This window comes from Collinsella sp. LCP19S3_B7, assembly GCF_052121795.1.
Classification (GTDB): domain Bacteria; phylum Actinomycetota; class Coriobacteriia; order Coriobacteriales; family Coriobacteriaceae; genus Collinsella.
The window spans coordinates 1-26,060 of record NZ_JBQKDO010000019.1 but is presented as its reverse complement, the minus strand read 5'-3'; the positions used below and the strand labels follow the sequence as shown (position 1 = coordinate 26,060).

20 protein-coding genes, 1 tRNA gene and 1 other RNA gene are annotated in these 26,060 nt (G+C 61.1%); 15 read left to right on the top strand and 7 right to left on the bottom strand.

From position 1 onward, the window contains the following. Positions 1 to 93 precede the first annotated feature (93 nt). The 3 genes from ACTQW0_RS07695 to ACTQW0_RS07685 all read right to left on the bottom strand — a co-directional run bounded on the left by ACTQW0_RS07695 (position 94) and on the right by ACTQW0_RS07685 (position 2,018). Entirely contained in the window at positions 94 to 426 is a 333-nt protein-coding gene (locus ACTQW0_RS07695; RefSeq protein ID WP_441567620.1) for an IS3 family transposase, read from the bottom strand. A gap of 20 nt (positions 427 to 446) precedes the next feature. Further along, positions 447 to 938 carry a helix-turn-helix domain-containing protein gene (locus tag ACTQW0_RS07690; RefSeq protein WP_152068356.1) on the bottom strand — a complete coding sequence of 164 codons (492 nt, stop codon included), beginning with the start codon at positions 936 to 938 and terminating at the stop codon, positions 447 to 449. Between the two features lie 528 nt (positions 939 to 1,466). Beyond that, positions 1,467 to 2,018, bottom strand: a complete 552-nt coding sequence (locus tag ACTQW0_RS07685; RefSeq protein ID WP_427719860.1) for a LemA family protein — start codon at positions 2,016 to 2,018, stop codon at positions 1,467 to 1,469. Positions 2,019 to 2,229: 211 nt separating this feature from the next. Here ACTQW0_RS07685 and ACTQW0_RS07680 point away from each other — a divergent pair, with 211 nt between their 5' ends. Next, positions 2,230 to 2,814: a TetR/AcrR family transcriptional regulator gene (locus ACTQW0_RS07680; protein WP_441017081.1), complete on the top strand. Its 585-nt coding sequence runs from the start codon at positions 2,230 to 2,232 to the stop codon at positions 2,812 to 2,814. Positions 2,815 to 2,816: 2 nt separating this feature from the next. Here the strand turns inward: ACTQW0_RS07680 and ACTQW0_RS07675 are convergent. Next, positions 2,817 to 2,906 (bottom strand) — tRNA-Ser (locus tag ACTQW0_RS07675). 51 nt (positions 2,907 to 2,957) lie between these two features. Here ACTQW0_RS07675 and tadA point away from each other — a divergent pair. The 5 genes from tadA (at position 2,958) to bilS (ending at position 9,760) form a co-directional block, all read left to right on the top strand. Further along, positions 2,958 to 4,739 (top strand): tRNA adenosine(34) deaminase TadA, encoded by a 1,782-nt coding sequence (tadA, locus tag ACTQW0_RS07670; protein WP_441567617.1) that lies wholly within the window; start codon positions 2,958 to 2,960, stop codon positions 4,737 to 4,739. Positions 4,740 to 4,915: 176 nt separating this feature from the next. Beyond that, an RNA gene (ffs, locus tag ACTQW0_RS07665) (signal recognition particle sRNA small type) lies at positions 4,916 to 5,011 on the top strand. Positions 5,012 to 5,353: 342 nt separating this feature from the next. Then, positions 5,354 to 7,237 (top strand): ABC transporter ATP-binding protein, encoded by a 1,884-nt coding sequence (locus tag ACTQW0_RS07660; protein WP_441567615.1) that lies wholly within the window; start codon positions 5,354 to 5,356, stop codon positions 7,235 to 7,237. Next, complete coding sequence (locus tag ACTQW0_RS07655; RefSeq protein WP_441567613.1) at positions 7,238 to 9,097, top strand: ABC transporter ATP-binding protein; 1,860 nt, start codon at positions 7,238 to 7,240, stop codon at positions 9,095 to 9,097. A 111-nt stretch (positions 9,098 to 9,208) separates the two neighbouring features. Further along, positions 9,209 to 9,760 carry a flavodoxin family protein BilS gene (gene bilS, locus ACTQW0_RS07650; RefSeq protein WP_441567611.1) on the top strand — a complete coding sequence of 184 codons (552 nt, stop codon included), beginning with the start codon at positions 9,209 to 9,211 and terminating at the stop codon, positions 9,758 to 9,760. Between the two features lie 312 nt (positions 9,761 to 10,072). Here the strand turns inward: bilS and ACTQW0_RS07645 are convergent, their stop codons facing one another. Further along, positions 10,073 to 12,373, bottom strand: coding sequence for an LTA synthase family protein (locus tag ACTQW0_RS07645; protein WP_441567609.1), 2,301 nt, complete (start codon positions 12,371 to 12,373; stop codon positions 10,073 to 10,075). Between the two features lie 213 nt (positions 12,374 to 12,586). Here ACTQW0_RS07645 and ACTQW0_RS07640 point away from each other — a divergent pair, with 213 nt between their 5' ends. The 4 genes from ACTQW0_RS07640 to ACTQW0_RS07625 all read left to right on the top strand — a co-directional run bounded on the left by ACTQW0_RS07640 (position 12,587) and on the right by ACTQW0_RS07625 (position 18,173). Then, the gene (locus ACTQW0_RS07640; protein ID WP_154517858.1) at positions 12,587 to 13,456 is read left to right on the top strand and encodes a nitroreductase family protein; all 870 of its coding nucleotides are present in this window, start codon (positions 12,587 to 12,589) and stop codon (positions 13,454 to 13,456) included. 158 nt (positions 13,457 to 13,614) lie between these two features. Continuing rightward, positions 13,615 to 15,642: a KUP/HAK/KT family potassium transporter gene (locus ACTQW0_RS07635; RefSeq protein WP_427719648.1), complete on the top strand. Its 2,028-nt coding sequence runs from the start codon at positions 13,615 to 13,617 to the stop codon at positions 15,640 to 15,642. 187 nt (positions 15,643 to 15,829) lie between these two features. Continuing rightward, positions 15,830 to 17,455, top strand: a complete 1,626-nt coding sequence (locus tag ACTQW0_RS07630; protein WP_441567607.1) for a sensor histidine kinase — start codon at positions 15,830 to 15,832, stop codon at positions 17,453 to 17,455. 4 nt (positions 17,456 to 17,459) lie between these two features. Next, on the top strand, positions 17,460 to 18,173 hold the full coding sequence (locus tag ACTQW0_RS07625; RefSeq protein ID WP_427727663.1) for a response regulator: 714 nt from the start codon (positions 17,460 to 17,462) through the stop codon (positions 18,171 to 18,173). Between the two features lie 95 nt (positions 18,174 to 18,268). Here the strand turns inward: ACTQW0_RS07625 and rlmKL are convergent, their stop codons facing one another. Beyond that, positions 18,269 to 20,836, bottom strand: coding sequence for a bifunctional 23S rRNA (guanine(2069)-N(7))-methyltransferase RlmK/23S rRNA (guanine(2445)-N(2))-methyltransferase RlmL (gene rlmKL, locus ACTQW0_RS07620; RefSeq protein WP_441567605.1), 2,568 nt, complete (start codon positions 20,834 to 20,836; stop codon positions 18,269 to 18,271). A gap of 75 nt (positions 20,837 to 20,911) precedes the next feature. On the opposite strand from rlmKL, the gene ACTQW0_RS07615 reads away from it, so the two are divergent. After that, complete coding sequence (locus ACTQW0_RS07615; protein ID WP_441567603.1) at positions 20,912 to 21,742, top strand: HAD-IIB family hydrolase; 831 nt, start codon at positions 20,912 to 20,914, stop codon at positions 21,740 to 21,742. A 43-nt stretch (positions 21,743 to 21,785) separates the two neighbouring features. Here the strand turns inward: ACTQW0_RS07615 and ACTQW0_RS07610 are convergent, their stop codons facing one another. Next, positions 21,786 to 22,577 (bottom strand): DeoR/GlpR family DNA-binding transcription regulator, encoded by a 792-nt coding sequence (locus ACTQW0_RS07610; RefSeq protein WP_195838607.1) that lies wholly within the window; start codon positions 22,575 to 22,577, stop codon positions 21,786 to 21,788. A gap of 347 nt (positions 22,578 to 22,924) precedes the next feature. On the opposite strand from ACTQW0_RS07610, the gene ACTQW0_RS07605 reads away from it, so the two are divergent. The 4 genes from ACTQW0_RS07605 (at position 22,925) to ACTQW0_RS07590 (ending at position 25,905) form a co-directional block, all read left to right on the top strand. Next, positions 22,925 to 23,635, top strand: a complete 711-nt coding sequence (locus tag ACTQW0_RS07605) for a transaldolase (protein ID WP_117564350.1) — start codon at positions 22,925 to 22,927, stop codon at positions 23,633 to 23,635. Between the two features lie 9 nt (positions 23,636 to 23,644). Beyond that, on the top strand, positions 23,645 to 24,091 hold the full coding sequence (locus ACTQW0_RS07600) for a PTS sugar transporter subunit IIA (RefSeq protein ID WP_154517874.1): 447 nt from the start codon (positions 23,645 to 23,647) through the stop codon (positions 24,089 to 24,091). A 75-nt stretch (positions 24,092 to 24,166) separates the two neighbouring features. Continuing rightward, a complete protein-coding gene (locus tag ACTQW0_RS07595) occupies positions 24,167 to 24,442 on the top strand; it encodes a PTS sugar transporter subunit IIB (RefSeq protein WP_022094539.1) in 276 nt (91 codons plus the stop codon). Between the two features lie 71 nt (positions 24,443 to 24,513). Beyond that, positions 24,514 to 25,905 (top strand): PTS ascorbate transporter subunit IIC, encoded by a 1,392-nt coding sequence (locus tag ACTQW0_RS07590; protein ID WP_089573144.1) that lies wholly within the window; start codon positions 24,514 to 24,516, stop codon positions 25,903 to 25,905. Positions 25,906 to 26,060: the final 155 nt, after the last annotated feature.

The following is a 26,060-nucleotide window of genomic DNA, read 5'->3' as shown; positions in this document are numbered from 1 at the left end:
GTTCCGTTAGCGCAGTTGGTGAAAGTACGTTAGCGGGGTCGGCGAAAGCGCGTTAGCGCATTCGGCGAGATGCGTTTGCGAAAGTGGTCAATTTTAGATTAGCGCTAACACCTTGCCCCTGTAGGAGTTGTACCTGTGGTAATCGGTCTCGCGGCGGATCCCGCAGCTGATGCCCATCTCGTGCATCATCTTGAGCGCCGTCTTGTCGGCTATGCGCACGCCCCGCTCGGCGCGCAGGCACATGGCGATCTGCCTGTGGCCGCACCCGTTGGCGGTGCGCGAGAATATCTCGGCGGCGGCCTCCCAGAGCTCGGGCCTGGTGGGAGCCTTCGGGTGCGACAGCGCGTAGTAGTAGCTGGACCGGGCCATGCCGGCGCACTCCAGCAGGCGCCCCAGCCCGTGCCCCTCTTCGCGCAGGACCCTCACGGCCTCGACCTTCGCCCTGGTCAGAGCCCGTCCCTCTCGACCAGGGCACGCAATTTTTTTAGGTAGGCCACCTCGGTCTCGAGCCTTCGGCAGCGCTCCTCGAGCTCCTCCTCGCGGGTCCGCGGCCTCGCCTTGGAACCGCTCGGCCGGCCCTTGGGCCTCGGGCGCAGGGCCTCCGCGCCGCCCCGGCGGTAGAGCGCGCACCATCTCTTGAGCGGCGACATCGACATTATGCCGAACGCCGCCATCGCCTCGGCCTTCGTCATGCCGCCGTCGACCACGGCGGAGGCTGCGGCGACCTTCTGCTCGTATGTGTACCTGGCCTGCTTGCCGTCCATGGATAGCAGCACCTCGCTTCCGAACGACCGGTATACGTAGAGCCATTGTCTCACGGTGTCGCGCGGGACCGACAGCGCCTTCGCCGCCGACTCGGAGCCGTGGCCTCGCTCGAAGAGCCCGATCGCCGCCTTCCTGGCCACGATGTCGTGCTTCACCCTCAAGTCGACACGCATAAAAAGCCTCCCATTTCTCATGTCCAAGAAATGGGAGGCAGTTCACACTACGTGCGGCGGGGGTTCTTTCGTCCTGCGGAGTGCGCCTGGGTGTGGGCTCCATAAGGAGCTTGGCCCTAGTGACCCCGCGCAGTTCTGTAGGAAAACCGCGCACCAGGAAGAGGTGCGTGCGCGGTTTTCCGGTTGCCGCTCGCCTGGGGTGGGACGGGGCGTACATTTTTGGGAGTTTTCAGCAGCCGGGTGCGCATGCATACGGGATTTTGGGCGAAAGTCAGGCGCCGTGAGCCGCATCCTGTAGAAAATGAGTGATCCCTGAGGTGCTAAGGGCTCAGAATCAGGGTTTTCAACGCGGTTTTGTGGGCCCGTTCCTGTTCCTTTGGGCTCCAGGATGCTGAAAACTCCAAAATTTGCACGCCGCCCTCTGGGGTACCTGTGGGCAAAAAGCAACCGTCCCGCCGAAGTATGCATTCGACGGGACGGTTTATGCGGTTTATGTATATAGCCGATTCAGGATGCGTTGCCAACTTGTTAGAACTTGACGGTCGGGGCCTGGCGGGCGGCTTCGGCGGCCTCGAAGCCCTGGCGCTCCTTAAACTGGAAGATGCCGGCAAAGATAACGGCCGGGAACGTCTGGATGGCGTTGTTGTAGCTGAGCACGCAGTCGTTGTAGCTCTGGCGCGCGTAGCTCACCTTGTTCTCGGTGTCCTCGAGCGTAGCCTGGAGCTGCATAAAGTTGGTGTTCGCCTTAAGGTCGGGGTAGGCCTCGGCCACGGCAAAGAGCTGGCGCAGTGCACCGGTCAGCACGTTGTCGGCTTCCATTTTGGCCTCGGGGGTGGTGGCGCTTACGGCGGTGTTGCGCGCGTTGATCACGGCGGCGAGCGTGTCCTGCTCGTGCTTGGCGTAGCCCTTGACGGTCTCGACCAGGTTGGGGATCAGATCGTTGCGGCGCTGCAGCTGCGTGTCGATGTTCTGCCAGGCGTTATCGATGCGATTGCGCTTGGTAACCATGTTGTTGTAGATGCCAGCGATGGCGCAGACGATCACAACGACAACAACGATACCGATGATGACGGGAAGCATGATGTCTCCGTTTCGAATGGCAGCGGCGTTTTGCGCCGGCCGTTGTTGGTATAACGTATCTAGTATACCCGCAACCTTTGGCGGTGCCGAACTTTCCGGTAAGCGTTTTGTTTCAACCAGGGAGGGGGCGCCAATATCGAACGGTTGGTACAGGTGTAAGATATGCGACAAATTACGGAATGCTGTCTACGCCTTGAGGATGGCGATACGGATGGACCTTCGCATCAAGAAAACCTATCGTGCCCTGTTCGACGCCTTTACCGAGCTTTTGGAAGAGCATCGGTTTGAGGATTTGACGGTTGCCATGCTTTGCGACCGGGCCCTGATTCGCCGCACGACGTTCTATAAGCATTTTCGCGATAAAAACGATTATTTTGCCTTCTATATCGATGAGCTTATGACGGGCTTGCCGCAAAACCAGACCGACGCAGCGGACGCGGAGCCGCTTGTGGATGTACAGGCGCTTCGCCATGAGGTCTTTGACGATGCCATGAATATGGTTCTGGCGCATGAGCAGCTCATGGATAACCTTTTGGCGAGCAGCATGTCGGGCATGCTGACCGGCATGATTTGCGACCGCATCGCTCATTCCATCCGTGAGCGCGTGATGAGATCGCTTGCCGAAGACGCCCTGGCGCCCGTTTCGCTCGAGACGACATCGGAATTTATCGCCGGTGGCATTATTCGAGTGTTCACAAATTGGTGGGAATCGGGCCACGATCTTGAGCGTCGACCCGAGATGGCCGACGTGGTCGATGCGCTGTTTGAGCGCACCATGACGCCGGTGAATCACTAAGGTGGCGGAGAGAGGGGGATTCGAACCCCCGGAACGCTCTCGCGCTCAACGGTTTTCAAGACCGCCGCATTCAACCGCTCTGCCATCTCTCCGTGAGTCGTAATGATAGCATCGTTTTGAATTTGCAACAGGGAAGGCGAACGATGACGATCACCGAAATCGACGAGAAGTTCATGCGCGAGGCGCTGGCGGAGGCGCGCGCCGCTGCGACAGTGGGCGAGGTGCCGATTGGTGCTGTGGTGGTGCGTGCGGGCGAGATTGTCGCGAGGGCGCATAATCGCCGTGAGCTCGACCAGGACCCTTCGGCACATGCCGAGTTTTTGGCCCTGTGCGCCGCCGCTCAGACGCTTGGGCGTTGGCGCCTTTCCGATTGTACGGTCTACGTGACGCTCGAACCCTGCTGCATGTGCGCGGGGCTTATGGTTAACGCGCGCGTGGGGCGTTGCGTGTATGGTGCGGCCGATGCCAAGGCGGGCGCGGTGGGCTCGCTGTATGACCTCAATGCCGATTCGCGCCTGAACCATCGGTTTAATGTGACCGCCGGCGTGCTGGCAGACGAGTGCCGTGAGGTGTTGAGCGGCTATTTTAGTGGGCTGCGTGACACCGATGGTGCTGTCTGCGGTTGTGGGGCCGATCTTGAGGCGCATGTCGCTCATGCCGAGGCACTTGCGGGTGTTGGGAATCTCGCCGACGAGACACTCAACTTTGGTCCTGTGCAGCGCCGGCCCCGCCGTGTGCTGCTGGCGATCGATTCCTTTAAGGGCAGCGTTTCGAGCGCGCAGGCGGAGGCGGCCGTTGCCGAAGGCGTGTGCCAGGTGTGGCCCGATGCCGAGCTGAGCGCTTTGCCGCTGGCAGATGGTGGCGAGGGAACGCTCGATGCCGTCGCCGCGCGCGGCGGCGAGCTTTTGACCTGCGAGGTTGCAGGGCCCTTGGGCGATCGCGTGTCTGCCCGGATGCTGGTGGACGGCGAGCACGAGTCGGCTGTAGTTGAGATGGCCGAGGCGGCGGGTATTGGGTATTCGCCCTGCACGGAATCGGCGGCGCTTGCGGCTTCGACCTATGGCGTGGGAGAGCTCATGCTTCGCGCGGTCCGTGCTGGGGCAAAGACTATCTATATTGGCTTGGGCGGCAGCGCTACCAACGATGGCGGCGCCGGTATGCTGCGGGCGCTGGGCGCGCATCTTGTCGATGAGTGTGGCTGCAATATCGCCCCCGGTCTTGCGGGTCTCGAACACGTGGCGAGTATCGATTTGGCGCCAGCGCTTCGGGCGCTGAATGGAGTGCGTATCGTGGTGCTTTCCGATGTTGAGAATCCGCTCGTGGGGCGCCGAGGCGCCCTGACGGTGTTTGGCGGGCAGAAAGGCCTGCCGACGGGTGACGTCGAGGCGCTGCGCGGGTACGACGGCTGGATGGTCGGCTACGGTCGTCTGCTCGATGCAGCGATTTTCGAGATGCGAGCCCAGAAGCTTCTGCGCGCGCCCGAGGGCGCACGGTCATTTGGATCGGTGCTTGGTGTGCCCGGTGCCGGTGCCGCCGGCGGCTTGGGTGCCGCGCTGCTGGCGCTCGGTGCGGAGCTGCGCTCGGGCGTGGAGACGGTGCTCGATTTGATTGGGTTTGACGAGTGTGTGCGCGATGCCGACCTGGTCATAACGGGCGAGGGCAATATGGACGAGCAATCCGCCGCCGGTAAGGCGCCGGTGGGCGTGGCCCGTCGTGCGAAGCGATATAGCAAGCCGGTGGTCGCCGTCGTGGGCGGTCGTGCCGACAACCTGGATGCGGTGTATGGACAGGGTATCGACTTGGTTCTGCCGGTTTGCCGCAGGCCCATGCCCCTTGACCAAGCGCTCGACCCCCAGGAAGCCACAACCAACCTCATCTGTGCCGGCGAGGCAGCCGCTCGAGCCTACGACCTCGGCCGTATTTAAGTTTATCCAGGCAAGTCTCAATAAGTTGCGGTGGAATAGTTCCTGTTTTTGGCCTTGGCCGTAAAACAGGAACTATTCCACCGCAACTCAAAAGTAGTCTTTTTGGCCCCGTCCCAAATTAGCTACCTTGCCCCATCGGGCGGGAGCGGGTAAGATATACCGAGCGCCAAGCGCGCTCGATGGGTTCGGATGACGACATGTTCCGAATCTGGTCAGGTCCGGAAGGAAGCAGCCATAAGGAGCCTCTGTCGGGCATCCGAATCCATCGAGCGCACGGGCGCTTTTTGGTGCCGCGATGCGGTCCCGGTGCCGGCGGGCTGTTTGGTGTCTCGCTGGTCCTCGGCTTTGCCTGCGGGATCGCTCGACTACCAAACAGCCCGCCGGCACCGGGACCGCATCGTCCAAAAATCACCCGTAGAGGGCGCATTTATCTGAAGAATTGAATCCCGTGTCTTGCGGCGCTCGCTGGCGTTGCCAAAACATCGGCTGCTACATGCCTTGGGCGCTAGTGACCGTCGCCCTTACATCTGTAACGAGTTGCTTACGCATCTCCAGGGCTCGCCGTACTATCATGAATCAGATTGAAGAGAGATGATGATAGGGAGCGCCTTTTTATGATTGAGCTGCTCAGGCGTTTTGGTGGTAAGTTTCGCCGGTATATGGTGATTGGCCCTGCGTGTAAGTTGATCGAAGTGATCTTTGACCTGCTTACGCCGCTCGTGATTGCCCAGATGATCGATAAGGGTATTGGCGCACGCGATGTCAACGCCGTCGTCCACTACGGTATGGTGCTCGCCGCCATGGCTGTGATCGGCATCTCGTTTACGCTCGTCTGCCAAAAGATGGCGGCGCTCACCTCGCAGGGCATGGGCACCGACATCCGCGGCGCACTCTACCAGCACATCAATAAGCTGAGCTATGCTGAGCTCGATCGCTTTGGTACGCCGTCGCTCATCACGCGCATCACCAACGACGTCAACCAGGTGCAGCTTGCCGTGGCGCTGGGCGTGCGCATGCTCATTCGCTGGCCCTTTTTGGCGGTGGGCTCTATGTGCGCGGCCCTTGCCATCGACCTTAAGCTCGGCATCATCTTTTTGATTTGCACGCCCGCCATCGGCTTGGTGTTTTGGTTTGTCATGGCTCGCTGCATTCCGTATTACAAGCAGCTGCAGGCAAAGCTCGACCGCATCGCGCTTGTCTGCCGCGAGGGCCTTTCGGGCGCCCGCGTGGTCCGCGCCTTTGTGCGCGAGGATCACGAGCGCGAGCGCTTTGCCCTAGCCGCCGATGAGCAGGCGCATGTTGCCATCGCGGTGGGCAAGCTCTCATCAATCCTTAACCCCGTCACGTTTTTGGTGATGAACCTAGGCGTGTGCGCCATCCTGTGGGTGGGCGGCATCCAGGTCAACGTGGGCGAGCTTACGCAGGGCCAGGTTATGGCGTTCGTCAACTACATGACGCAGACGCTCACCTCCATCGTGTACGTCGCCAACCTGGTCGTGGTCTTTACCAAGGCGAGCGCCAGCGCGTCGCGCATCAACGAGGTGCTCAATTGTGAGCCGAGCATCACCGACGAGGGCAATCAGCCGGTCGCGCTGCCCAAGCCGAGCGAACTGGCGGGTGGCGCTGTTCCGGTTCCCGCACTGAGCTTTGACCATGCGAGCTTTTCGTTTGGCGCGGGCGCTGCCAACGCCGTCAACGATGTGACCCTGGAGCTGCCGGCGGGCAAAACGCTCGGCATTATCGGCGGCACGGGCAGCGGCAAGTCCACACTCGTCTCGCTTATCCCGCGCCTGTACGATGCGAGCGCCGGCAGCGTGAGCGTGATGGGCGCCGACGCGCGCACCTGGCCGCTCGACCAGCTGCGTCATGTGGTTGCGACCGTTCCGCAACGTGCATCGCTGGTGAGCGGCACTATCCGCAGCAACCTGACCTGGCGCGACGAGGCGGCAACCGACGAGGAGCTGTGGGCGGCGCTCGATATGGCGCAGGCCAGCGAGTTTGTGCGCAACAAGCCGCAGGGCTTAGATGCCCCGGTCGAGGCGGGCGGCAAGAACTTTAGCGGTGGCCAGCGCCAGCGCCTGACCATCGCACGTGCCCTGGTGGGCTCTCCGCAGGTTCTGATTATGGATGACTCCGCCTCGGCGCTCGACTTTAAGACCGATGCGGCGCTTCGCCGTGCCATTCGCGAGCGCAGCGTGCGCGGTGCCGCCGAGGGCGGGCTGCCGCTGACGACCATCATCGTGAGCCAGCGCGTCTCGACCGTGCGCGACGCCGACGTGATTTGCGTACTCGACCATGGCTCGGTCGCGGGCCTGGGCACGCACGATGAGCTGTATGCAAGCTGCCAGCTCTACCGAGAGATTTGCCAGTCGCAGCTTCGCCGCGAGGAGCTCGAGGGTCAGCAGGGGAGTACGGCGCCCACGCCCGCTCCAAGCCCCGCGCCCGTCCCAGGCGCCCCGACCGCCCCCGCATCCGTCTGCGCAAAGGAGGGCTGCTAAATGAATCCCTACACTTCCTCCGGTTCGGTCGCCACGATGACGGCCAACGTGTCCGGCAACGATAACCTCAGTGACTTGGGTGACGGCCCGCGTCAGCCCGGCGATCCCGAGCGCTATCCCGTGGGCGCGGTAACTCGCCGCCTGCTGGGCTATGTTCGTCCGCACCGCATTTCGTTTGTAGCGTCGTTTGTGAGTGCCGCCGCTTCGGTGATCTTGCAGCTCTACACGCCCATCCTCGTCGGCGAGGGCATCGACTTGATCGTCGCCGCCGGGCAGGTGGACTTCGACGCGCTGCTGCCGCTTGTCACCAAGCTCGCGATTGTCGTCGTAGGTGCTGCGGCTTTCCAGTGGCTGCAGGGCTACTGCGTCAACCGCCTGTCCTACGAGACGGTGTGCGACATGCGCGTGGAGGCGAGCGACAAGCTCAGCCGCATGCCGCTCAGCTTTATCGACAGCCACGCCCACGGCGACCTCATGAGCCGCGTGGTTAACGACGTCGATCAGGTGGGCGATGGCCTGCTGCAGGGCTTTACCCAGCTTTTCACCGGCGTTATCACCATCGTGGGCACGCTCGCGTTTATGCTTTCCATCAACCTGACCATGACGCTCGTGGTGGTGTTCGTCACGCCGCTTTCCATTTTTGCAGCCGGTGCTATTGCCAAGCTCTCCAACAAAAGCTTTACGGCACAGCAGCGCATCCAAGGCCAGCTCGGCGGTCATATCGAGGAGTACGTGGGCGAGCAGAAGCTTGTCGACGCCTTTGCCTATGGCTCCAACGCGCAAGCGAGCTTCGATGCCCTCAATGCCGAGCTCTACACCGCGGGCGAGCGCGCGCAGTTTATGGGTTCGCTCTCCAACCCCGGCACGCGCTTTATCAATAACATCATCTATGCCGTGGTCGCTGTGATCGGCTGCGCGGGCGTGATCACGGGCGTGCCGGCGGCGCTTACGGTGGGCGGCGTGCAGATCTTCCTGTCCTATGCTAACCAGTACACCAAGCCGTTCAACGAGGTCACCAACGTTATTACGCAGATCCAGGCGGCGTATGCCTCGGCGCGCCGCATGTTTGCGCTGCTCGATGCGCGCGAGCAGGAGCCCGACGCGTCGGACGCTATAGAGCTTGCCGCACCGCAGGGCGAGGTCGCCTTTGAGCATGTGGACTTTAGCTACGTGTCCGACCGCAAGCTGCTGCAGGATATCTGCATCGAGGCCAAGCCCGGCATGCGCTTTGCCCTGGTCGGCCCTACGGGCTGTGGCAAGACAACGCTCATCAATTTGCTGCTGCGTTTTTATGATATCGATGCCGGCCGCATTGCGGTCGATGGCCGTTCCTCGCGTGACTACACGCGCGCAAGCCTGCGCCGTGCCTTTGGCATGGTGTTGCAGGATACGTGGCTGTTCGAGGGCACGGTGGCAGATAACATAGCCTACGGCTGTCCCGATGCCACGCGCGAGCAGGTTATCGAAGCTGCCAAGCGCGCGCATGCGCACAAGTTTATCGTGCAGCTGCCACAGGGCTACGACACGGTGATTGGCGAGGACGGCGGCACGTTTAGCCAGGGTCAAAAACAGCTGCTGTGCATCGCTCGCGTCATGCTCACCGACCCGGCGATCTTGCTGCTGGACGAGGCGACCTCGAGCATCGATACCCGCACCGAGCTGCAGGTGCAGGCGGCATTCGACGAGCTCATGGCCGGTCGCACAAGCTTTGTGGTGGCGCACCGCCTGAGCACCATTCGCAACGCCGACTGCATTCTGGTGATGCGCGACGGCGAGATTATCGAGCGCGGCACACACGACGAGCTGCTGGCGGCAGACGGCTTCTATGCCGATCTTTACCGCAGCCAGTTTGCCCAGTAGGGGCCACCGATTAGCGGCCGGTGGTTTACATCTGTCACGTTGGTACTAAGATATTCATCTAATAAATTGCATTAGTGGCTTTAGTTTTGGGGGAAACGAGGCAACGTGACTATGACGTGCTCTTTGGTGGTTAACAGTAAGGGCGGCAATACCAGGATGGTTTCGGGCGCGATCAAGCGCGCTCTGCAGGCTGCGGGTGTTGAGTTTGTCCATGCCGCGGCGTTGAGCGACGATGCGGATGCAGATCAGGTTGCGCTCGAGGCGCAGGGCGCCTGCGCGGCCGACACGGTGCTCGTCGGTTTTTGGTGTGACAAGGGCGCGTGCACGCCTTCGGTCGCGGCGTTGCTCTCCACCTTGCACGGCAAGCGCGTCTTTTTGTTTGGCACCTGCGGTTTTGGCGCCGACCAGAGCTATTATCAGCAGATTATCGATCGCGTGACCTCTAATTTGGCCAATGATGCCGAGCTTGTAGGTTGGGCGATGTGCCAGGGCAAGATGGGCCCTGCGGTCAAGCAGCGCTACGAGGCCATGCTCGAGCAAGATCCCGACAACGCCCGCGCTAAGTTGCTGCTCGACAACTGGGTTGCCGCGAAGGACCATCCGACCAAGGAAGATCTGGACAACATGGCGGCAGTCGCCAAGAAGGCCGTGCTGGGCGAGTAGGTCTATCGCTGCCGCGCGTGCGAAATAATACAGAAGCGAAAGCCTCGAAATCCTCGAGGCTTTTTCTTGACACTCGCGGGAGCAACCGTGGCAAGCGTTTGGCGAGCGCAGTTTCTCTTCAGCCCACTCAGCCCGCAACGGGTGAGGGGCGACGGCAGGCGGAGGTACGGGAAAGGTCTGTCGCGAGTTCCGCACGCATAGGGGGCCACTTAATGTGGCCCCCGTCTTGCGCAGGACTGTTTGAGCAGCAGGCCTTTCCCGTACCTCCGCCTGCCGTCGATTCGGGCCCCCGACCCCGTTACTTGATCCCCGCTACTTGATCTTGGTCGTACCCGGCGCCAGGTTGGGGTCGGTCTCGTTGGCCTCGGTCTGGAGGTGTTCGGTGTACACGTTCTTGCCGTCGCGGAACATCTCGTAGTACTGCATCTTGGCGTAATCCTCGAGCGCCTTGGTGGCCGCCGCGGCGACGGCGTCGTCACCGGTGACGTTGGAGGAGAGCGCCCAGCGCAGGCTAGCGTCCTCGTAGCCCACCGAGTTAATGGCGGGCAGCGACTTGCGCAGCGTCATGTGCGCTTTCTGGTAGTCGGTCAGTGGTGCGCCGATCAGCTGCATCAGCTGGGTGGACAGGTAGTTGATGGACAGATCGTCGACCTCGCTCGTCTGGTCGCAGCCGGCAACGTCGTAGTTGGCCCAGATGATGTAGTCGGTCTGCCACAGGCGCTCCTGATGCGTAGCGTCGTCCTCGCCGGTAAACCACTTATCGTTGAGCTTGGACGGGAAGAACGGCTGGTGGTCGCCCCAGAACACCACGACCACCTTGCGGTCGAGATTGCGCAGGGCATTGAGGAAGTAGCGCAGCGCCTGGTCGGACTGCTCGATGCACGAGACGTACTCGTCGACATCGGAGAGTGTGCCGTCCTCGATGGTCTTGGCGTCCAGATCGGTCGTGTCGATGTTCAGGTGCATCTGCTTATCTGCCGGCAGCAGGCCCGTATCGTAGCCCGAGTGGTTCTGCATGGTCACGTCAAAGATGAACTGCGGGTCGGCGTTCTGGTTGAGCAGCTCAAGGATTTTGTCGTAGGTTGCCTGGTCGGTCACCATGCCGCGCAAGGTGTCGGCTCCCTGGAAGTCGTTGATAGACAGGAACTGGTCAAAGCCAAAGTCCTTGTAGACGTTCTCACGGTTCCAGTTGGTTGCGTGGTTGGGGTGCATGGCCGTTGTGGAATATCCGAGCGACTTGAACTGCTCTGCCAGGTTTCCGGACGTTTCCATGTTGTAGATGGTGTAGGGGTACACGCCCGAGCCCAGGTTGGCCATGGAGTTGCCGGTCATAAACTCGAACTCGGTATTGGCGGTGCCGCCGCCGTAGGCGCTCACGTAGAGCTTGCCGCGGCTGAGGCAGTCGGACAGGTTCTTAAAGTACTGCGGGCCCTCGTAGCCGGCGTGCATCTCCTGATAGATCGAAAGATCCGAGAAGGTCTCGTTCATAATGGCGATGACCGTGGGCTTCTCGCTATCGAACTGCTCTTGGGCGGCGGTACGGGCGTCGCTTGTGGCGGCATCGGACTTGTCATAGGCCTTGGCATACTTTTTGAGCGTTGCCTTGGCGTCGTCGGCGGAGTAGTTGGCGGGTTTGGGCGGTTTGATGGACTGTGCCGCACTAATAAAGGCAGGCAGATAACCCTCGCGCCAGTAGCTCTCGAGCGGGCGCCAGGTGTAGACGGTGATGCCGAGGGTGTTGTAGTAGTCGATAAGCGTGACATGCGCGGTCACGCCGCCCAGGCACAGCACCGCTACGAGCAGGTTGGTGAGCAGCATGCGCTTGGCGTTGGCGGCACCCTTCTGACGGTGCGGTGCTACCAGGCCGGCGTACTCGCATAGCAGCATGGCGATGGCGGTAAAGCCCATGGACAGCACGCAGAACAGCGAGATCGAGTAGGTGTAGCCGTTGCCGGCGACCGCGGCGGCGGTGGAGATGGCCGAAAGGTCGCCCGGCTGGATGGGCATGGATTTAAACGTGATGACGAAGAACTCGGCAATGCCCAGGATAAAGAGGGCGAAGGCCAGGGCGGCGGGAGCTGCGCCGCGGCGCTGGAACAGGAAGAACAGGCCGACCATGAGCGTGGTGATGATGGCCCACTCGAGCAGTATGCACAGGGGGTAGACCCAGGTAAAGTCGTGGTTGGACGAGACCTCCATGCCCAGCAGCGCAAAGACGCCGGCGAGCAGCAGGCACAGCACGGCGGCGACGAGCGGTTTGCCCACAAAGGCGCCGCGCAGACGGGCGAGCTTGCCGGTGGGGGCGGGGGCGTCGGGCGCGGCGAACGCAAAGACGCGCGGGGCGATGCGGTCGCGTGCGATGCTGGCCCAGGCGCAGCCGGTGAGGATGGCATTGGTCAGAACGAGCATTACAAAGGCGAGCGGCTCGTTTTGGGCGACGAGGCCCATGGCGCCCCAAATGGTCAAAAAGACCTGGAACAGACCGAAGGCGACGCTCCAGGCAAGAGCGCCCTTGGCAACGGTGCCCGACTGCGCGCGAATGGCTTTGGCCTCGCGCAAGACAAGGAAGACGGTCGCCGCAAGACCGACGAGCGAGATGGCGGCTGCGAACATGCTGAGACTCCTCACAAGCTAAAACCTACGAAAGCGGGGGTTTACCCGATTGTTACCAAGATATGCGCTGCGATTGGTGGCTGCGCACAACAACCAGCCATATTAGCGCGCATGTGTGGCGGTGTGGCGCAATGTAGTGGCGACCTGCGCGATAATGGACGGGAATTACACGGAAACGTAAAGGCTTCTTAAAGAAATGGCGAGGTTAAGGCGATGAACGAGCAGGTTTGTATGACGAGTGCGGGCGACGTGGGCGCTGGCATGGGCGCGGGCGGCTATCCGGTCGAGACCACGGGCAACGCGGTGCTGGACATTTTGGAGCACCGTTCGTCCACGCGCGCTTTTGCGCGCGATGACAACGACCGTCCCGTAGCAGTGACCGACGAGCAGCGGGCGGCGATTCTGCATGCGGCGAGCCGCGCGCCATCGGCAGGCGCCATGATGATGTATTCCATCGTGAGTATCCGCGAGCAGACAACGCTCGATCGCCTGGCCGACCTGTGCGACCACCAGCCCATGATCGCCAAGGCGCCCTGGGCACTTATATTTGTGGTCGACTATGCCAAGTGGATCGATCTGTTTGAGCACGTGGGCTGCTTTGAGCCCGAGTTTGTCGAGCGCACGGGCAAGGCGCCCCGCCGCGCGCCGGGTTTAGGCGACTTTGCCATCGCGGCGCAGGATGCCGTGATCGCTGCCCAAAACGCCGTGGTCGCCGCCGAGGCCCTGGGGCTGGGGAGCTGCTATATCGGCGATGTCGTCGAGAACGCCGAGGAAGTTGCTGCGCTGCTGGACTTGCCGCCCTATACCATGCCGCTGTCGATGCTCATCATCGGCACGCCCCGCAAGGAGCGCCCGGCGATTGCGCATCCCGTGGTGAACCTGGTGCACGAGGAGCGCTATCGCCGCGCCGATGCCGCGACCATGGATGCGCAGGTGGCCGAGATGGACGCGATGTTCCGTCCGCATGCCCGCGAGGTGGGGGAGCGCGTCGTGGATATCTACACCCGCAAGCACACGAGCCCCTTTATGGCCGAGATGAGCCGATCCATGGAGTGGTGGTTCAAAAACTGGCTCGGAAAATGACGATTGTGACAAAGGGACAGTCCCTTTGTCACATTCCATATCGCCGCGGTGGCCTAAAGGCCGTATAAATGTTTATCTAGCTGGGAAAACAGTGCATTAAAACATGGGACGATTATCTATAATCCCCTCGAACGTTAAAGTTGGGAGGAAACCGGCTTATGGAACAAAAGGCCAAGGAGGCAGCCTCGCACGCTGCGATTCCTGTGAGCATCTCGGCGATGCTCGTCACGCTGGGCGTGGTGTATGGCGATATCGGCACCAGCCCCATGTATGTAACCAAGGCGCTCGTTGCCGGCAACGGCGGCATCGGAAGCGTCACGGAGGAGTTCGTGCTCGGCGCACTCTCCCTTGTCGTGTGGACGGTCACGCTGCTGACGACCGTCAAGTACGTGCTCATCTCGCTGCGCGCCGACAACCATGGCGAGGGCGGCATCTTTGCTCTGTACAGCTTGGTTAAGCGCTGCGGCAAATGGCTCATCATCCCCGCCATGCTGGGCGGCGCGGCACTGCTCGCCGATGGCATCCTCACGCCTGCCGTTACCGTGACTACGGCTATCGAAGGCCTGCGCACCATTCCGGCAGTCCATGCCGTGCTGGGCGACGATCAGGCCCGCGTCGTGGCCATCACGCTTGCCATCATCATTGCGCTCTTCTTGGTGCAGCGCATCGGCACGGCCAAGATCGGCCACGCCTTTGGCCCCATCATGACGCTGTGGTTCCTGTTCCTGGGCGGCACGGGTCTGTTCTTTGTCTTCCAGCACCCCGCCGTGCTGCTGTGCCTCAACCCGGTGCGCGGCATCGCCTTTTTGTTGAGCCCCAACAACCATGCGGGCATCATGATTCTGGGCAGCTGCTTCCTCGCCACCACCGGTGCCGAGGCGCTCTACTCCGACATGGGCCACGTGGGCCGTGGCAACATCTACGCAACCTGGCCGTTCGTTAAGTGCTGCTTGCTGCTGTCCTACATGGGCCAGGGCGCGTGGCTTATCAACAACGCCGGCAACCCGGAGCTCATGGGTATCGCCGACCTCAACCCCTTCTACCAGATGCTTACCCCGGGCCTGCGTCCCTTTGCCGTCGGCCTTTCCACCGTCGCGGCCATCATTGCCTCGCAGGCGCTCATCACCGGCGCTTTCTCGTTGGTGTCCGAGGCCAGCCGCCTGGACCTCATGCCGCACATGCAGGTCTTCTATCCTGCCGAGACCAAGGGCCAGCTCTATATTCCCATGGTCAACAACGTCATGCTTGTGGGCTGCGTCATCGTGGTGCTGCTGTTCCAGAGCTCGGCGCACATGGAGGCCGCCTACGGCCTGGCGATCACCCTGACCATGATGTGCACGACGCTGCTGCTCTTCTTCTACTTGCATGTTGATCGCGGCCTTAAGGTCGTCCCGTATATCTTCGTTGTGTTCTTCCTTATGCTCGAGGGCTTCTTCTTTGTGAGTTCGCTCACCAAATTTTTCCACGGTGGCTATTTCACTATTCTTATGGCCATGCTCATCATGGGCGTTATGCTGTGCTGGTACAACGGCACGGCGGTCGAGCGGCGTCAGTTTACGCTGCTGCCGCTGCGCAGCTATCTGCCGCAGCTCAAGCGCCTGCGCGACGACGATCGCTATGAGCTTATGAGCGACAACATCGTGTACCTGACCAAGGACACCAATACCGACTACATCGACCGCGATATCGTCTACTCGATTCTGGACAAGCATCCCAAGCGCGCCCGCGCCTGGTGGTTCGTGAACGTCGAGACCATGGACGAACCGCATACCTTTGCCTATTCGGTCGAGACGTTTGGCACCGACTATGTTTTCCGCGTGCATCTGTACCTGGGCTACAAGGTTAACCAGCGCGTGAACGCCTACCTGCGCCAGGTTGTTCAGGATCTGGCCGCCACTGGCGAGCTGCCGCCGCAGATGCATGACTACTCGGTCTACAAGGATCCGGGCAACATCGGCACGTTTAAGTTCGTCATGATCCGCAAGCTCCTGGCGCCCGAGAGTGACGTGGAGCCGAGCGAGCGCACGGCCATCACGCTCAAGTACATCATCCGTCGCTTTGCCGGTACGCCGGCGCGCTGGTATGGCCTGGAGAACTCTAACGTGAGCTTTGAGTATGTGCCGCTGTTCACCAAGTTCAAGGCTGTGAACAAGATGCAGCGCCTGGCCCCCAACGAGCGCCCGTAGTCGCCGACAGGTTACATGGAGTTGGCCTTCGATGGACAGGAGTGTGCGCCCTGCTCGCGCACGTGCTGTTTGTCTAACGACCGCAGACTGCAAAGGCTATAAACTTGGAACCACCACAAGGGAAACCGCCACAAAGGTGCTGTCCCTCTGTGGTGGTTTTTGTTTTTAAGAGAGGGGCGGGGTGCCGATGGACGTCCGTGCGGACGGCGATATTGCCGATAGCTTTTGGTGGCGGCGCACAACGCTGACACGTCGCAGCCCTCTGTATGACGCCTGCGTATCGGCGGGGCTGCTGGTCGCGGCGACGATTGTGGGTGCGCTGCTCGACCATCCTGGTCTCGCGCCGAGCATCATGATCGTCTATGTGTTCGCCGTGCAGCTGTGCGCATTCTTTACCTGGAGCCGCCTGTATTGTTTGCTGAGCTCGGCTGCCGCCGTAGCGCTCTACAACTTCTTGTTTGTCGACCCGCGCTGCTCGCTATCGTTTATCGACCGCGTCTATCCCGGCATGTTCTTCATCATGTTTGTGGTCTCGCTTGTGTCGAGCTCGATTGCGTTGGCCCTGCGCCGCGCCTTGGCACAGGCTGCCGCCAGCGACCGTCGCACGCATATGGTGCTCGAGACCAACCGCATGCTGCAGCGGTGTTCCGATCAGCAGCAGATTGTGCATGCCATGGCAACGCAGCTGGCGCGTCTTTCGGGCTGTCCGGTCGTGTGGTACAGCGCCGACGCCGACGATGATGACTTGCTGCCGCGTGCGACGTACACGGCCGTGGGTGACGCCTCGCCGGTGCACCAGCTGACGCCCCAGATGCCGCCGCGGCTCTCGGCATCCGCCTATGTGGGAACGCCGCTCGATGCCACCTATGGCGGCTCGGCGTTTTATGGCGTCTACCTGACGGTTTGCGCAGGCGACAGCTTCGTGCGCTCGGGCGACCCCGCCTCGGTGGTGGGCGTGCTGGCTATCGTTGCCGAGCCCGACGTGCTGACGCACGAGGAACGGACACTTGCCGACGCCATCGTGAGCGAAGGCGAGCTGGCACTCGATCGCGCCCGCGCCATGGAGGCCCGCGAGGAGGCGGCGGTGCTCGCCAAAAACGAACAGCTGCGCGCCAATCTGCTGCGCTCTATCTCGCACGATCTGCGCACACCGCTTACCAGCATTTCGGGCAATGCCGACGTGCTACTCGACCAGGGTTCGACCGGCACGGCCGTGCTCGATAGCCAGACGCGCCGCGGCATGCTCCTTTCCATTCGTTCGGATGCGCAATGGCTCAACGCCACCGTCGAGAATTTGCTCGCCATCACAAAGCTCGAGGGCGGCGGCATGCATCTGTCGACCACGCTCGAGCTCATGGACGATATCGTCGAGGAGGCGCTGCGCCACGTGAATCCGGCTGTACGCGAGCACGATCTTAAGGTGGTGCCGTGCGACGAGCCGGCGCTCGTCAACGTCGATGCGCGCCTGATGGTGCAGCTGGTGGTGAACCTGGTGAACAACGCTATTGCCTATACGCCGTCGGGCTCGCATATCGTGATCTCGATTATGGCGAACGATGGACAGGTGGCATGTTCCGTCGCCGATGACGGTCCCGGTATTGCGCCCGAGGAGCGGGGCCGGATCTTTGAATCGTTCTACACTGTCAACCATGGCTTGGCTGATAGCCATCGCAGCGTGGGCTTGGGACTTTCGCTCTGTCGATCCATTATGTTGGCGCATGGCGGTAGCATAGAGGTTGCCGCGGCGGACCCGCACGGCTCGGTCTTTACGATTGGGCTTCCCGCCGCCGACGTTTCGTTTGATAAGGAGTAACGCTGTGTCGAACTCTGCCATGAAACCGCTCATCTTGGTCGTTGAGGACGACCCCGCCGTCCGCAACCTTATCGTTGCCGCGCTCGAGGCGCACGGCTTGCGCCATATGGCCGTGGAGACCGCCCATGCCGCCATCGCCGCCGCCTCATCGCAGGCACCGAGTATCGTGCTGCTCGATCTGGGCCTGCCCGATATGGACGGCGTCAAGGTGGTGGAGTCGGTGCGCGCATGGTCGGGCATGCCGATCATTGTGGTCTCGGCGCGCAGCGAGGATGCGGACAAGATTCGCGCACTCGATGCCGGTGCCGACGACTACCTGACCAAGCCGTTTTCGGTCGAGGAGCTGCTCGCGCGCATTCGCACGACGCTCAGGCGCCTTTCGTATGCGCAAACGGGTGGCGTTGCCTCCGAGGGCTCGTTCGATACCGGTGAGCTGCATATCGATTTTGATGCCGGCATCGCCACGATGGATGGCGAGGAGCTGCATCTGACGCCGATCGAGTACAGGCTCTTGTGCCTGCTGGCGCACAACGCCGACAAGGTGCTGACGCACCAGTTTATCCTGCACGAGATTTGGGGCACGGCAACTAAGAGCGACCTGGCGAGCCTTCGTGTCTTTATGGGCACGTTGCGTAAGAAGATCGAGTCCGATCCGGCGCATCCGCGCTATATCCAGACGCACGTGGGTATCGGCTATCGCCTGGTCACCCAAGGCTAGATCGCCAACCACCATCCCAATATGAGTTGCGGTGAAATACGGTCTAAATTTGCCTCATTCCAGGCAAAACAGTCCGTATTCCACCGCAACTTGGTTTATCTGCCCTTGGGCTTGCTGGCGTAGAACTTCTTCTTTTTGGGCTTGCCGGCGCAGGCAGGCTTGCCGTCGCCGCGCGACCCTCGGTCTCCGGCCTGCGCGTGCGCGGGCGTCGTTGCGCGAGGCTTGCGGGCTTCGGGGTTGCGCAGCTCTTCGGTTCGCTCTGCAATCTCCTCGGCGCTAAAGCCGACTTCGGCCATGGCGTCCTCGATGGGCAGGCGGCGCACGATATAGCAATGGTGCACCTTCTGGTTGCGCGCAAAGTCCTCGGGGATGGTCTGCGCCGTAATGTCCTCTAGCACGACGCCCGCGCGCGCGAGCTTGCGCGTCTCGGGGCGGAAGCCGCGCAGGTTGCAGCTAAAGATGGCGTGGCCGCCCTGTGCGAGCAGGCGCGATACGCCGGCCAAAAGCTCAACATGGTCGCGCTGGACGTCCCAGGTGCGGCGGCCCATCTTTGATGAGTTCGAAAACGTGGGCGGATCGACAAAAATCAGGTCCCAGCGGTTGCGCGTCTGGCGCTGGACGCGAATCCAGGCAAGCACGTCGTCGCGCACAAAATGATGCTGCGGACCAACAAAGCCGTTCTGGCGCATATTGCGCTCGGCCCAGTCCAGGTAGGTGTTGGAGAGGTCGACCGTCACAGTTTCCTCGACGCCGCCGTCTGCCGCATAGCAGGTAGCGGTGCCGGTATAGGCGAACAGGTTGAGAAAGCGCCGCGCCTGCTTGGCGTGCTCGCGCACCAGGTTGCGGGTGACGCGGTGATCCAAGAAGATGCCGACGTCCAGGTAGTCGTCAAAGTTGACGGCAAAGGTAAGGCCGCCCTCCTCGATGAGCGGCAGACGACGGCGTGCGATATTGGCGCGCTCGCCCGAGCCGCCCTTGCCGGCGCCCTGCTTGCCGTACTGCGAGCCGCCGCGCGAACGCATGCGGGCCTTGGCGTGCACGTGCTCGGCGGGAACATCTAGGATGCGCGGCGCGATGGCCAGAATGTCGAGCATGCGGGCCTGGGCAAGCGCGGGATCGATGGTCTTGGGCGCGGCGTATTCGGCGATGACGAGCCAGCGGCCCGGCGTCTGCGGGCAGCCCTCGTACAGGTCGATGGCGGCGGAGTAATCGGGCAGGTCGGCATCGTAGACGCGGTAGCAGCTCACGCCCTCGCGCTTTGCCCACTTGCGGCGCAGACGGGCGTTCTTGCGCAAGCGGTTGGCGAACTGCTCGGACTCGGGGATGAGCACGGGCAGCGGCTTGCCGTCGCCCAGGTCGAGCGTGGCGGCAGGTTCGGGCATGGGGGTGCTGGCGGCTTTGTCGTTGACTTCGTTGGTATCCGCAACCTCGGCCTCGGCATCTGCGCCGGCCGCAGCCTCAAACGCTGCGGCGGCGTGGTCGAGCGACGGCCAGACTTCGACGGTCGCCTCCTCGTTGTTGGGCATGACGGCGATCGAGCGCTCGGGCTCGGCGTGGAGCGAGCGGGCCAGCAATCCATCGCGGGTGAGCGCGGCGACCGGCGCCGCGGCAAGCTCGGGCGCGCGGCGCAGCTCGCCGACCAGCGTCATGGCGTCGTGCATGAGCGAAAGCGGTGTCTCGGTCGTATCCGCGACCACGGCGGCGCCGGCGACAGCGCCTGCATGGTCCAGCACGGTGGCTGGCTTGGCAGCGCAAAAGTCGACAAAACGCTTGTAGCCGGCGCACTTGACCATGCGCTCGGCAGTCTTGCGGGCAGCGGGGTCAATGTCCACGGCGACGATGCGCGCCTGGCGCTCGCGTGCTGCTGCCTCGCGCTCGCGTGCCTCGGCGAGCAGCTGCTCCCATAGGGCGGCGTCGTGCGGCTGCCAGCCCTCAAAGCCCCAGCGCTCGCGTGCAGCGCCCGGGGCGCGGTCGGTCAGAATGTTCACGGCTTCCAGCAGCAGGCCGCCGCCGGCGCACGAGGCGTCGATCAGCGTGGGCAGGGCTTCGTTCTCGTAGTCATCGGCTGTGAGCTCGCGCTCGCACAGCGCGGTCCAGCCGACCTGCGCCAGCACCAGGGCGGCGTAGTCGGGACGCAGCACGTGCGCGCCCTCGCCGGCGCGGGTCGCTGCGGGCGGCAGGCGCTTGAACAGCGGGTCGCCCGAAAGGTCCAGGCTTATGCTCGCACGGCGCTGGCGCAGCGAAAGCAGTAGGTGAACATCGGGGTCGGCGGCATCGACATCGGCGCGACGGCCCGTGGTTTCGGCCAGGCGGTCGCACAATGCGTCCTTGGCGCGCAGGGCCGAGAAGCGCGTGTTGCGCAGCTGCTCGGTCACGCCGCGGGCGGTGATGGCGATGGTGGCGCCGGGGCGGATGATGTTCTCCCAGGCGATGTCGTAAACGCTATCGTACAGCTCGTCGGCATCCTGCGCCTCAAAGCGCCCAAGAACCACGAACACGCGGCTCGCCAGGCGCGACCACAGACAGGCGCGGTAGCCTTCTTCGAGCTCGCCCTCAAACGTAGCGCGGCCCTTCAGCCGGCGGACATGCGAAAGCCCGAGGCGTTTAAGCTCATCGGCGAGTGCGGACTCAAAGCCCTCGGGGCAGCTTGCGTAAAATTCCATGGGTGACCTCTCTGGTTGCGTCGCTCCATTATATGATGGATGCTTCGTTTGCCCTTATCCTCGAAAGGAACCCATATGATTGATGCGTGCCCCGATTCCGCCGTGCTCTTTTTTGACGTGGACGGCACGCTGACGTCGTTCGATCCCGACGATATGACCGATAAGGACTTTTCGGCGGTTCACCCCTCGCAGACGGTGGTTGAGGCGTTCCGTGCACTGCGCGATGCAGGGCACAAGGCATTTATCTGCACGGGTCGCCCCCTGTGGCTTATCGCCGATAGCCTGCGTGCGCTCGACCCCGCGGGCGTCGTGGCCATGGCAGGCGCCACGATCGAGGTCGAGGGACGCGTGGTACACGAGGACTGCTTTGACGAGGACGTTATCGAGGAACTTGCGCGCCGTATGGCCGCGGCAGGGATTGAGGCCTTTTTCGAGACCAACGTGGCTACTTTTGCCCTGGAGCCTGTGGGCGTTGAGCAGTCGTCTCTGATCGGCACTTCTGTGGTGCACAGCACCGAGGAAATGCGCGTCGACGGCAGTCTGCGCGTGGGCAAGGTATGCCTCAGTGTGCCCAGTTTGGCTCGCGTAGCCAATGATGACGGCTTTATCGATTGCGAGTTTGAGCTGTGCAACACCGGTGGCCAGAATCGCGAGCTGAGCCCCAAGGGTATTGACAAGGGCGTGGGCGTGGCGCGAGCGCTGGCGTATCTGGGCCGCGAAGGAAATGCGCGCACCTTTGGCTTCGGCGATTCGGGCAACGACCTGGGCATGCTCGCTTCGGTCGAGACGGCTGTCGCCATGGGCAACGCCATGCCCGAGGTCAAGGCGGTCGCCGACTACGTGACCGACGATGTCGCACACGACGGCACCGTCACAGCGATGCGGCATTTCGGGTTGATTGAATAAATGGCCGGGTCGCCCGCAGGGGGGGGCGACCCGGCCATTTGAGCTATTTTGCAATATAGAGCTTGGGATGGCTGCGACTGCTCTCGATCGCCGCCGTCATGATACCCTCGTCGTCTCCATCAACGATGATGCCATCGAGGTCATCGATCTGCGCGGACTGATAAAAACTGGTCTTGTTGAACTTTCCCTGGTCAACCATCATGTAACTCTGGTTTGAGTTGGTCAGGTACATATGCTTGATCATGGCTGAGAAGTCGTGCTCGACGGTAAAACCGTGGTCGGGGTGGAATCCGTCGGCACTGACAAACGCCTTGTCGGCATGGAGTTTGCTCATGCAGTCGAGCGTTAGTGCGCCCGCGAGATAGAGGTGGCCCTTGCGCACGGAGCCGCCCAGCAGCACTACCGAAGCATTGGGGAGATTAAAGCTGGCATAGTTCGCGATTGCAAGATCGCCGGTGATAATGGTGATCTCACGCTTGTCCATGAGGGCCTTAGCGAAGTAAAAGCCTGTGGTGCCGATATCAATTACCAGAACATCGCCATCATCAACAAGAGTTGCCGCGGTTGCGGCGATGGCCTCTTTGGCCTCGACTTGGACATTGATACGCTCCTCGGGATACGAGATTGCGTTGGAGCGAGAAAGCGATACCGCTCCGCCGCGTACGCGACGCAGCTTGCCTTCGGATTCCAGCGAGACGAGGTCGTGTCGTGCGGTGACTTCCGAAACCGAAAAACGGCGAACGATGTCGGATACCGAGATATTTGGCTTTTCGGCCAGCCAGTTCATAATAAATCGCTGACGCTCGGCCGGTGAAAGGTCTGAAGTAGATGCCATATGCCGCTCCTTTTGAACGAAAGGCAAAAGATACGCCTTTCGTAATCGAAATATAACGTATCGATATGAAAAGGACAAGGCAAAATCGAATGAATCAAATGAACGGAATGGCATGTCCCAAATGCATGCGTAGCAGATAGTTTGCACTTATATAGCGTGTAGAGGGCTTGTTCTGAAGGTGCCGCCCAAAAGAAGTACGTTCACACCCGATATTCGACCGTTCACGGAAAGATGACAATTGAGCTTTCGATAGCTTTTGAAATGGTTTATAAAAGAAAACCGAAAAGCTTTTGAAACAAAGAAGAAGGCTTTCGATAGCAATAGTGCTAGATGAGAAAGGACCGAACATGGCGATCAAGGTGTTTGCCGACGGCGCTAACCTCGAAGGCATGCTTGACATGCATGACAATGGTAACGTTCAGGGTTTCACGACCAATCCTTCCCTTATGAAGGCCGGTGGCGTGACTGACTACCGCGCTTTTGCCAAGACGGTTCTTGAGCACATCACCGATGTGTCGGTCTCTTTTGAGGTATTTGCCGACGACGAGGCGGGTATGGAAGCCGAGGCCCGCGAGATTGCAACCTGGGCAGACAACGTCTACGTTAAGATCCCGGCACTCAACACCAAGGGCGAGTCCACCGCCGCGCTGGTCAAGCGCCTTTCTGCCGACGGTATCAAGGTGAATGTCACTACCATCTTCACGCCCGAGCAGGTCGACGAGTTTGTCGATGCCGTCTCTGCCGAGACCCCCTCTATTCTGTCCATCTTTGCCGGTCGCATTGCCGATACCGGCGTCGATCCGCTGCCCCTCATGGCGGAGTCCGTAAAGAAGGCTGCCGTTAAGCCTGCTGCCGAGGTTCTTTGGGCGTCTACGCGCGAGGTCCTCAATATCTTCCAGGCGGAGTCCGTTGGCTGCCAGATCATTACGGTTCCCAATGCCCTTCTTGCCAAGCGCAAGAATTTCGGAAAAGATTTACTCGAGTACTCGCTTGATACGGTCAAGGGCTTCGCCCGCGACATTCAGGCACTTGGTTTCCATATCCTGCCCGAGGAGTAGGGGGCGAGCATGCTGACCGATCTTCTTAAGCCCGAGCTTGTTGCCTGCCACGTCGAGGCCTCCGATTGGGAGGAAGCGATCAAGGCATGCGGTAAGCTGCTCGTTGACGCCGGCAAATGCGACCAGAGCTATGTTGACGCCATGATTTCGTCGGTTCACAAATTCGGTCCCTATATGGTCTTGGAAGAGGGCATTGCCATGCCTCACGCTCAGGCCGATGGCAATGTGAGCGAGGCCGGCATCTGCATTGTCACGCTTGACCCTGCCGTTGCGTTTGGACATGAGGATTTCGATCCGGTTCACGTGCTCGTGGGTATTTGCGCACCCGACCCCAAGGCTCATCTTGGCTGCTTGGCGGAGCTTTCGCAGATGTTCGAGGACGAGGACTGCGTTGCCAAGCTCAGCGCATGCGATACGCCCGAGCAGGTTTTGGAGACCATGCGTTCATTCTTTTAGGCCTTAATGGCACGGCGATGCGTCGCCGCTTTTGGATAGACGGAAAACCGTCACGTGTAGGAGAGGAAGGTTGCCATGCATATCATCACCGTATGCGGAAACGGCATCGGGTCTAGCCTGATGCTCGCTGGCAAAGTCGAGGAGCTTTGCGAGGAGGAGGGCATCAAGGCCGACGTTGAGTCTATGGACCTGAACGGTGCTTCTTCCGCAAATCCGGATCTGTTCATCACCGTTAAGGAGCTCGCCCCCGAGCTCCACGGCAACGTTGTGATCGTTCGCAGCTATGTGAACAAGAAGAAGATCCGCGAAGACGCCCTTGAGGCAATCAAGGCGGCCGCTGCTAACGCCTAAAGCGGCATAAAAAAGGGCGGTTCCCTGTGGAAGAGGGAAACGCGCCCACGTTAGAGAGAAAGGAAGCGCAGATGCAAGCCATCCTTCCCATACTTGAGTTTATCCAATCGATTCTGACCAAGCCAGCGTGGATCATGGGTCTGTTTGCCTTTGTGGGCCTTGTTGCGCTCAAGCGCCCTGCCCACAAGGTGATGACGGGAACCCTGAAGCCCATTCTTGGTTACATCATGCTGTCTGCTGGCGCCGCTGTTGTTCAGGAGAACCTTGCTCCGCTGGGCACCTTCATCGAGACCGGTTTCCACATCACCGGCGTCGTGCCTAACAACGAGGTCGTCGTTTCGATGGCTCAGAGCGTCCTTGGCGTTCAGACCATGATGATCCTGATTCTCGGCTACGTCGTAAACATTATCATTGCCCGCTTTACCAAGTTTAAGTACATCTTCCTGACGGGCCATCACAGCATGTTTATGGCTTGCCTGCTGTCTGCCGTTCTGCAGGCATCTGGCTTCCAGGATGTCCAGCTTGTCATCGTGGGCGGCATGTTCCTGGGCCTCGTGAGCGCTATGCTTCCCGCCGTTGGTCAGCGTTTCACCGAGAAGGTTACCGATGGCGATGAAATCGCCATGGGCCACTTCGGTTCACTCGCCTATTACATCTCCGCTGCAGTCGGTACGCTTTTTGCTAAGGACGCCGAGGAGAACAGCACCGAGAAGATCGAGGTTCCCGAGAAGTTTGCCTTCCTGCGCGACACCACCATCTCCACGGCTCTTACCATGGCTTTCTTCTACCTGGTTACCGCTTTTGCCGCTTACATCGCAGATCCTGCGGTCGTTACCAAGACCGCTGGCGGCGACAATGTGATCGTCTATGCCCTGACTTGTGCCCTGTCCTTCGCCGTCGGTGTCACTATCGTCTACAACGGCGTCCGTATGATTCTCGCCGACCTGGTCCCGGCTTTCCAGGGCATCTCCAACAAGCTGATCCCCGGTGCCATCCCCGCCGTCGACTGCGCTGTCTTCTTCCCCTATGCTCCCACCGCCGTCATCCTCGGCTTTGTCGCTTCCTTTATCGGTGGCGTTGTCGGTATGTTCATCGTGGGCGCTACCCTGGGCATCTTCATCATCCCGGGCATGGTTCCCCACTTCTTCTGCGGTGCTACCGCCGGTATCTACGGCAATGCTACCGGCGGTCGCAAGGGTGCAGCTCTTGGCGCTTTCGTCAACGGCCTGCTCATCACCTTTGCCCCGGCCCTGCTCCTGCCCGTTCTTGACGTCTTTGGCTTCAAGAACACTACGTTTGGCGACTTCGACTTCTCCGTCATTGGTATTACGCTCGGCCGCGCTGCCGAGGCTTTCGGTACCACCGGTGTCTACGCGATTCTCGCTGTCCTTTTGGTCGTCGCCTTCGTCCCCAACTTCATCCACACCAAGGGTGCTGTGATCAATCACGTTGAGGAAGAGTAATCTAGGCATACGTTAGGCCCTAATCGGGCGGAGCTCCGATAACCGGTGACGCATAATTTCTTTCGCAAATTGACAACCGCATAGCGGAACACGGCCCGCGCCCCGTCATATGATTTCTAGCGACTAAACAACAAATCACCGACGAAGGGGGCACG

Excerpts from the sequence above, each read along its gene's own strand:
- ACTQW0_RS07655 (WP_441567613.1), top strand. The coding sequence starts at position 7,238 with ATGAATCCCTACACTTCCTCCGGTTCGGTCGCCACGATGACGGCCAAC.
- ACTQW0_RS07590 (WP_089573144.1), top strand. The coding sequence starts at position 24,514 with ATGCAAGCCATCCTTCCCATACTTGAGTTTATCCAATCGATTCTGACC.
- ACTQW0_RS07645 (WP_441567609.1), bottom strand. The coding sequence starts at position 12,373 with ATGTTCGCAGCCGCCATCTCGCTCGTCGGTCTTGCGGCGACCGTCTTC.
- bilS (WP_441567611.1), top strand. The coding sequence starts at position 9,209 with ATGACGTGCTCTTTGGTGGTTAACAGTAAGGGCGGCAATACCAGGATG.
- ACTQW0_RS07660 (WP_441567615.1), top strand. The coding sequence starts at position 5,354 with ATGATTGAGCTGCTCAGGCGTTTTGGTGGTAAGTTTCGCCGGTATATG.
- ACTQW0_RS07630 (WP_441567607.1), top strand. The coding sequence starts at position 15,830 with ATGGACGTCCGTGCGGACGGCGATATTGCCGATAGCTTTTGGTGGCGG.
- ACTQW0_RS07600 (WP_154517874.1), top strand. The coding sequence starts at position 23,645 with ATGCTGACCGATCTTCTTAAGCCCGAGCTTGTTGCCTGCCACGTCGAG.
- ACTQW0_RS07595 (WP_022094539.1), top strand. The coding sequence starts at position 24,167 with ATGCATATCATCACCGTATGCGGAAACGGCATCGGGTCTAGCCTGATG.
- ACTQW0_RS07605 (WP_117564350.1), top strand. The coding sequence starts at position 22,925 with ATGGCGATCAAGGTGTTTGCCGACGGCGCTAACCTCGAAGGCATGCTT.
- ACTQW0_RS07615 (WP_441567603.1), top strand. The coding sequence starts at position 20,912 with ATGATTGATGCGTGCCCCGATTCCGCCGTGCTCTTTTTTGACGTGGAC.
- ACTQW0_RS07610 (WP_195838607.1), bottom strand. The coding sequence starts at position 22,577 with ATGGCATCTACTTCAGACCTTTCACCGGCCGAGCGTCAGCGATTTATT.
- ACTQW0_RS07690 (WP_152068356.1), bottom strand. The coding sequence starts at position 938 with ATGCGTGTCGACTTGAGGGTGAAGCACGACATCGTGGCCAGGAAGGCG.
- ACTQW0_RS07640 (WP_154517858.1), top strand. The coding sequence starts at position 12,587 with ATGAACGAGCAGGTTTGTATGACGAGTGCGGGCGACGTGGGCGCTGGC.
- ACTQW0_RS07685 (WP_427719860.1), bottom strand. The coding sequence starts at position 2,018 with ATGCTTCCCGTCATCATCGGTATCGTTGTTGTCGTTGTGATCGTCTGC.
- rlmKL (WP_441567605.1), bottom strand. The coding sequence starts at position 20,836 with ATGGAATTTTACGCAAGCTGCCCCGAGGGCTTTGAGTCCGCACTCGCC.
- ACTQW0_RS07635 (WP_427719648.1), top strand. The coding sequence starts at position 13,615 with ATGGAACAAAAGGCCAAGGAGGCAGCCTCGCACGCTGCGATTCCTGTG.
- ACTQW0_RS07680 (WP_441017081.1), top strand. The coding sequence starts at position 2,230 with ATGGACCTTCGCATCAAGAAAACCTATCGTGCCCTGTTCGACGCCTTT.
- tadA (WP_441567617.1), top strand. The coding sequence starts at position 2,958 with ATGACGATCACCGAAATCGACGAGAAGTTCATGCGCGAGGCGCTGGCG.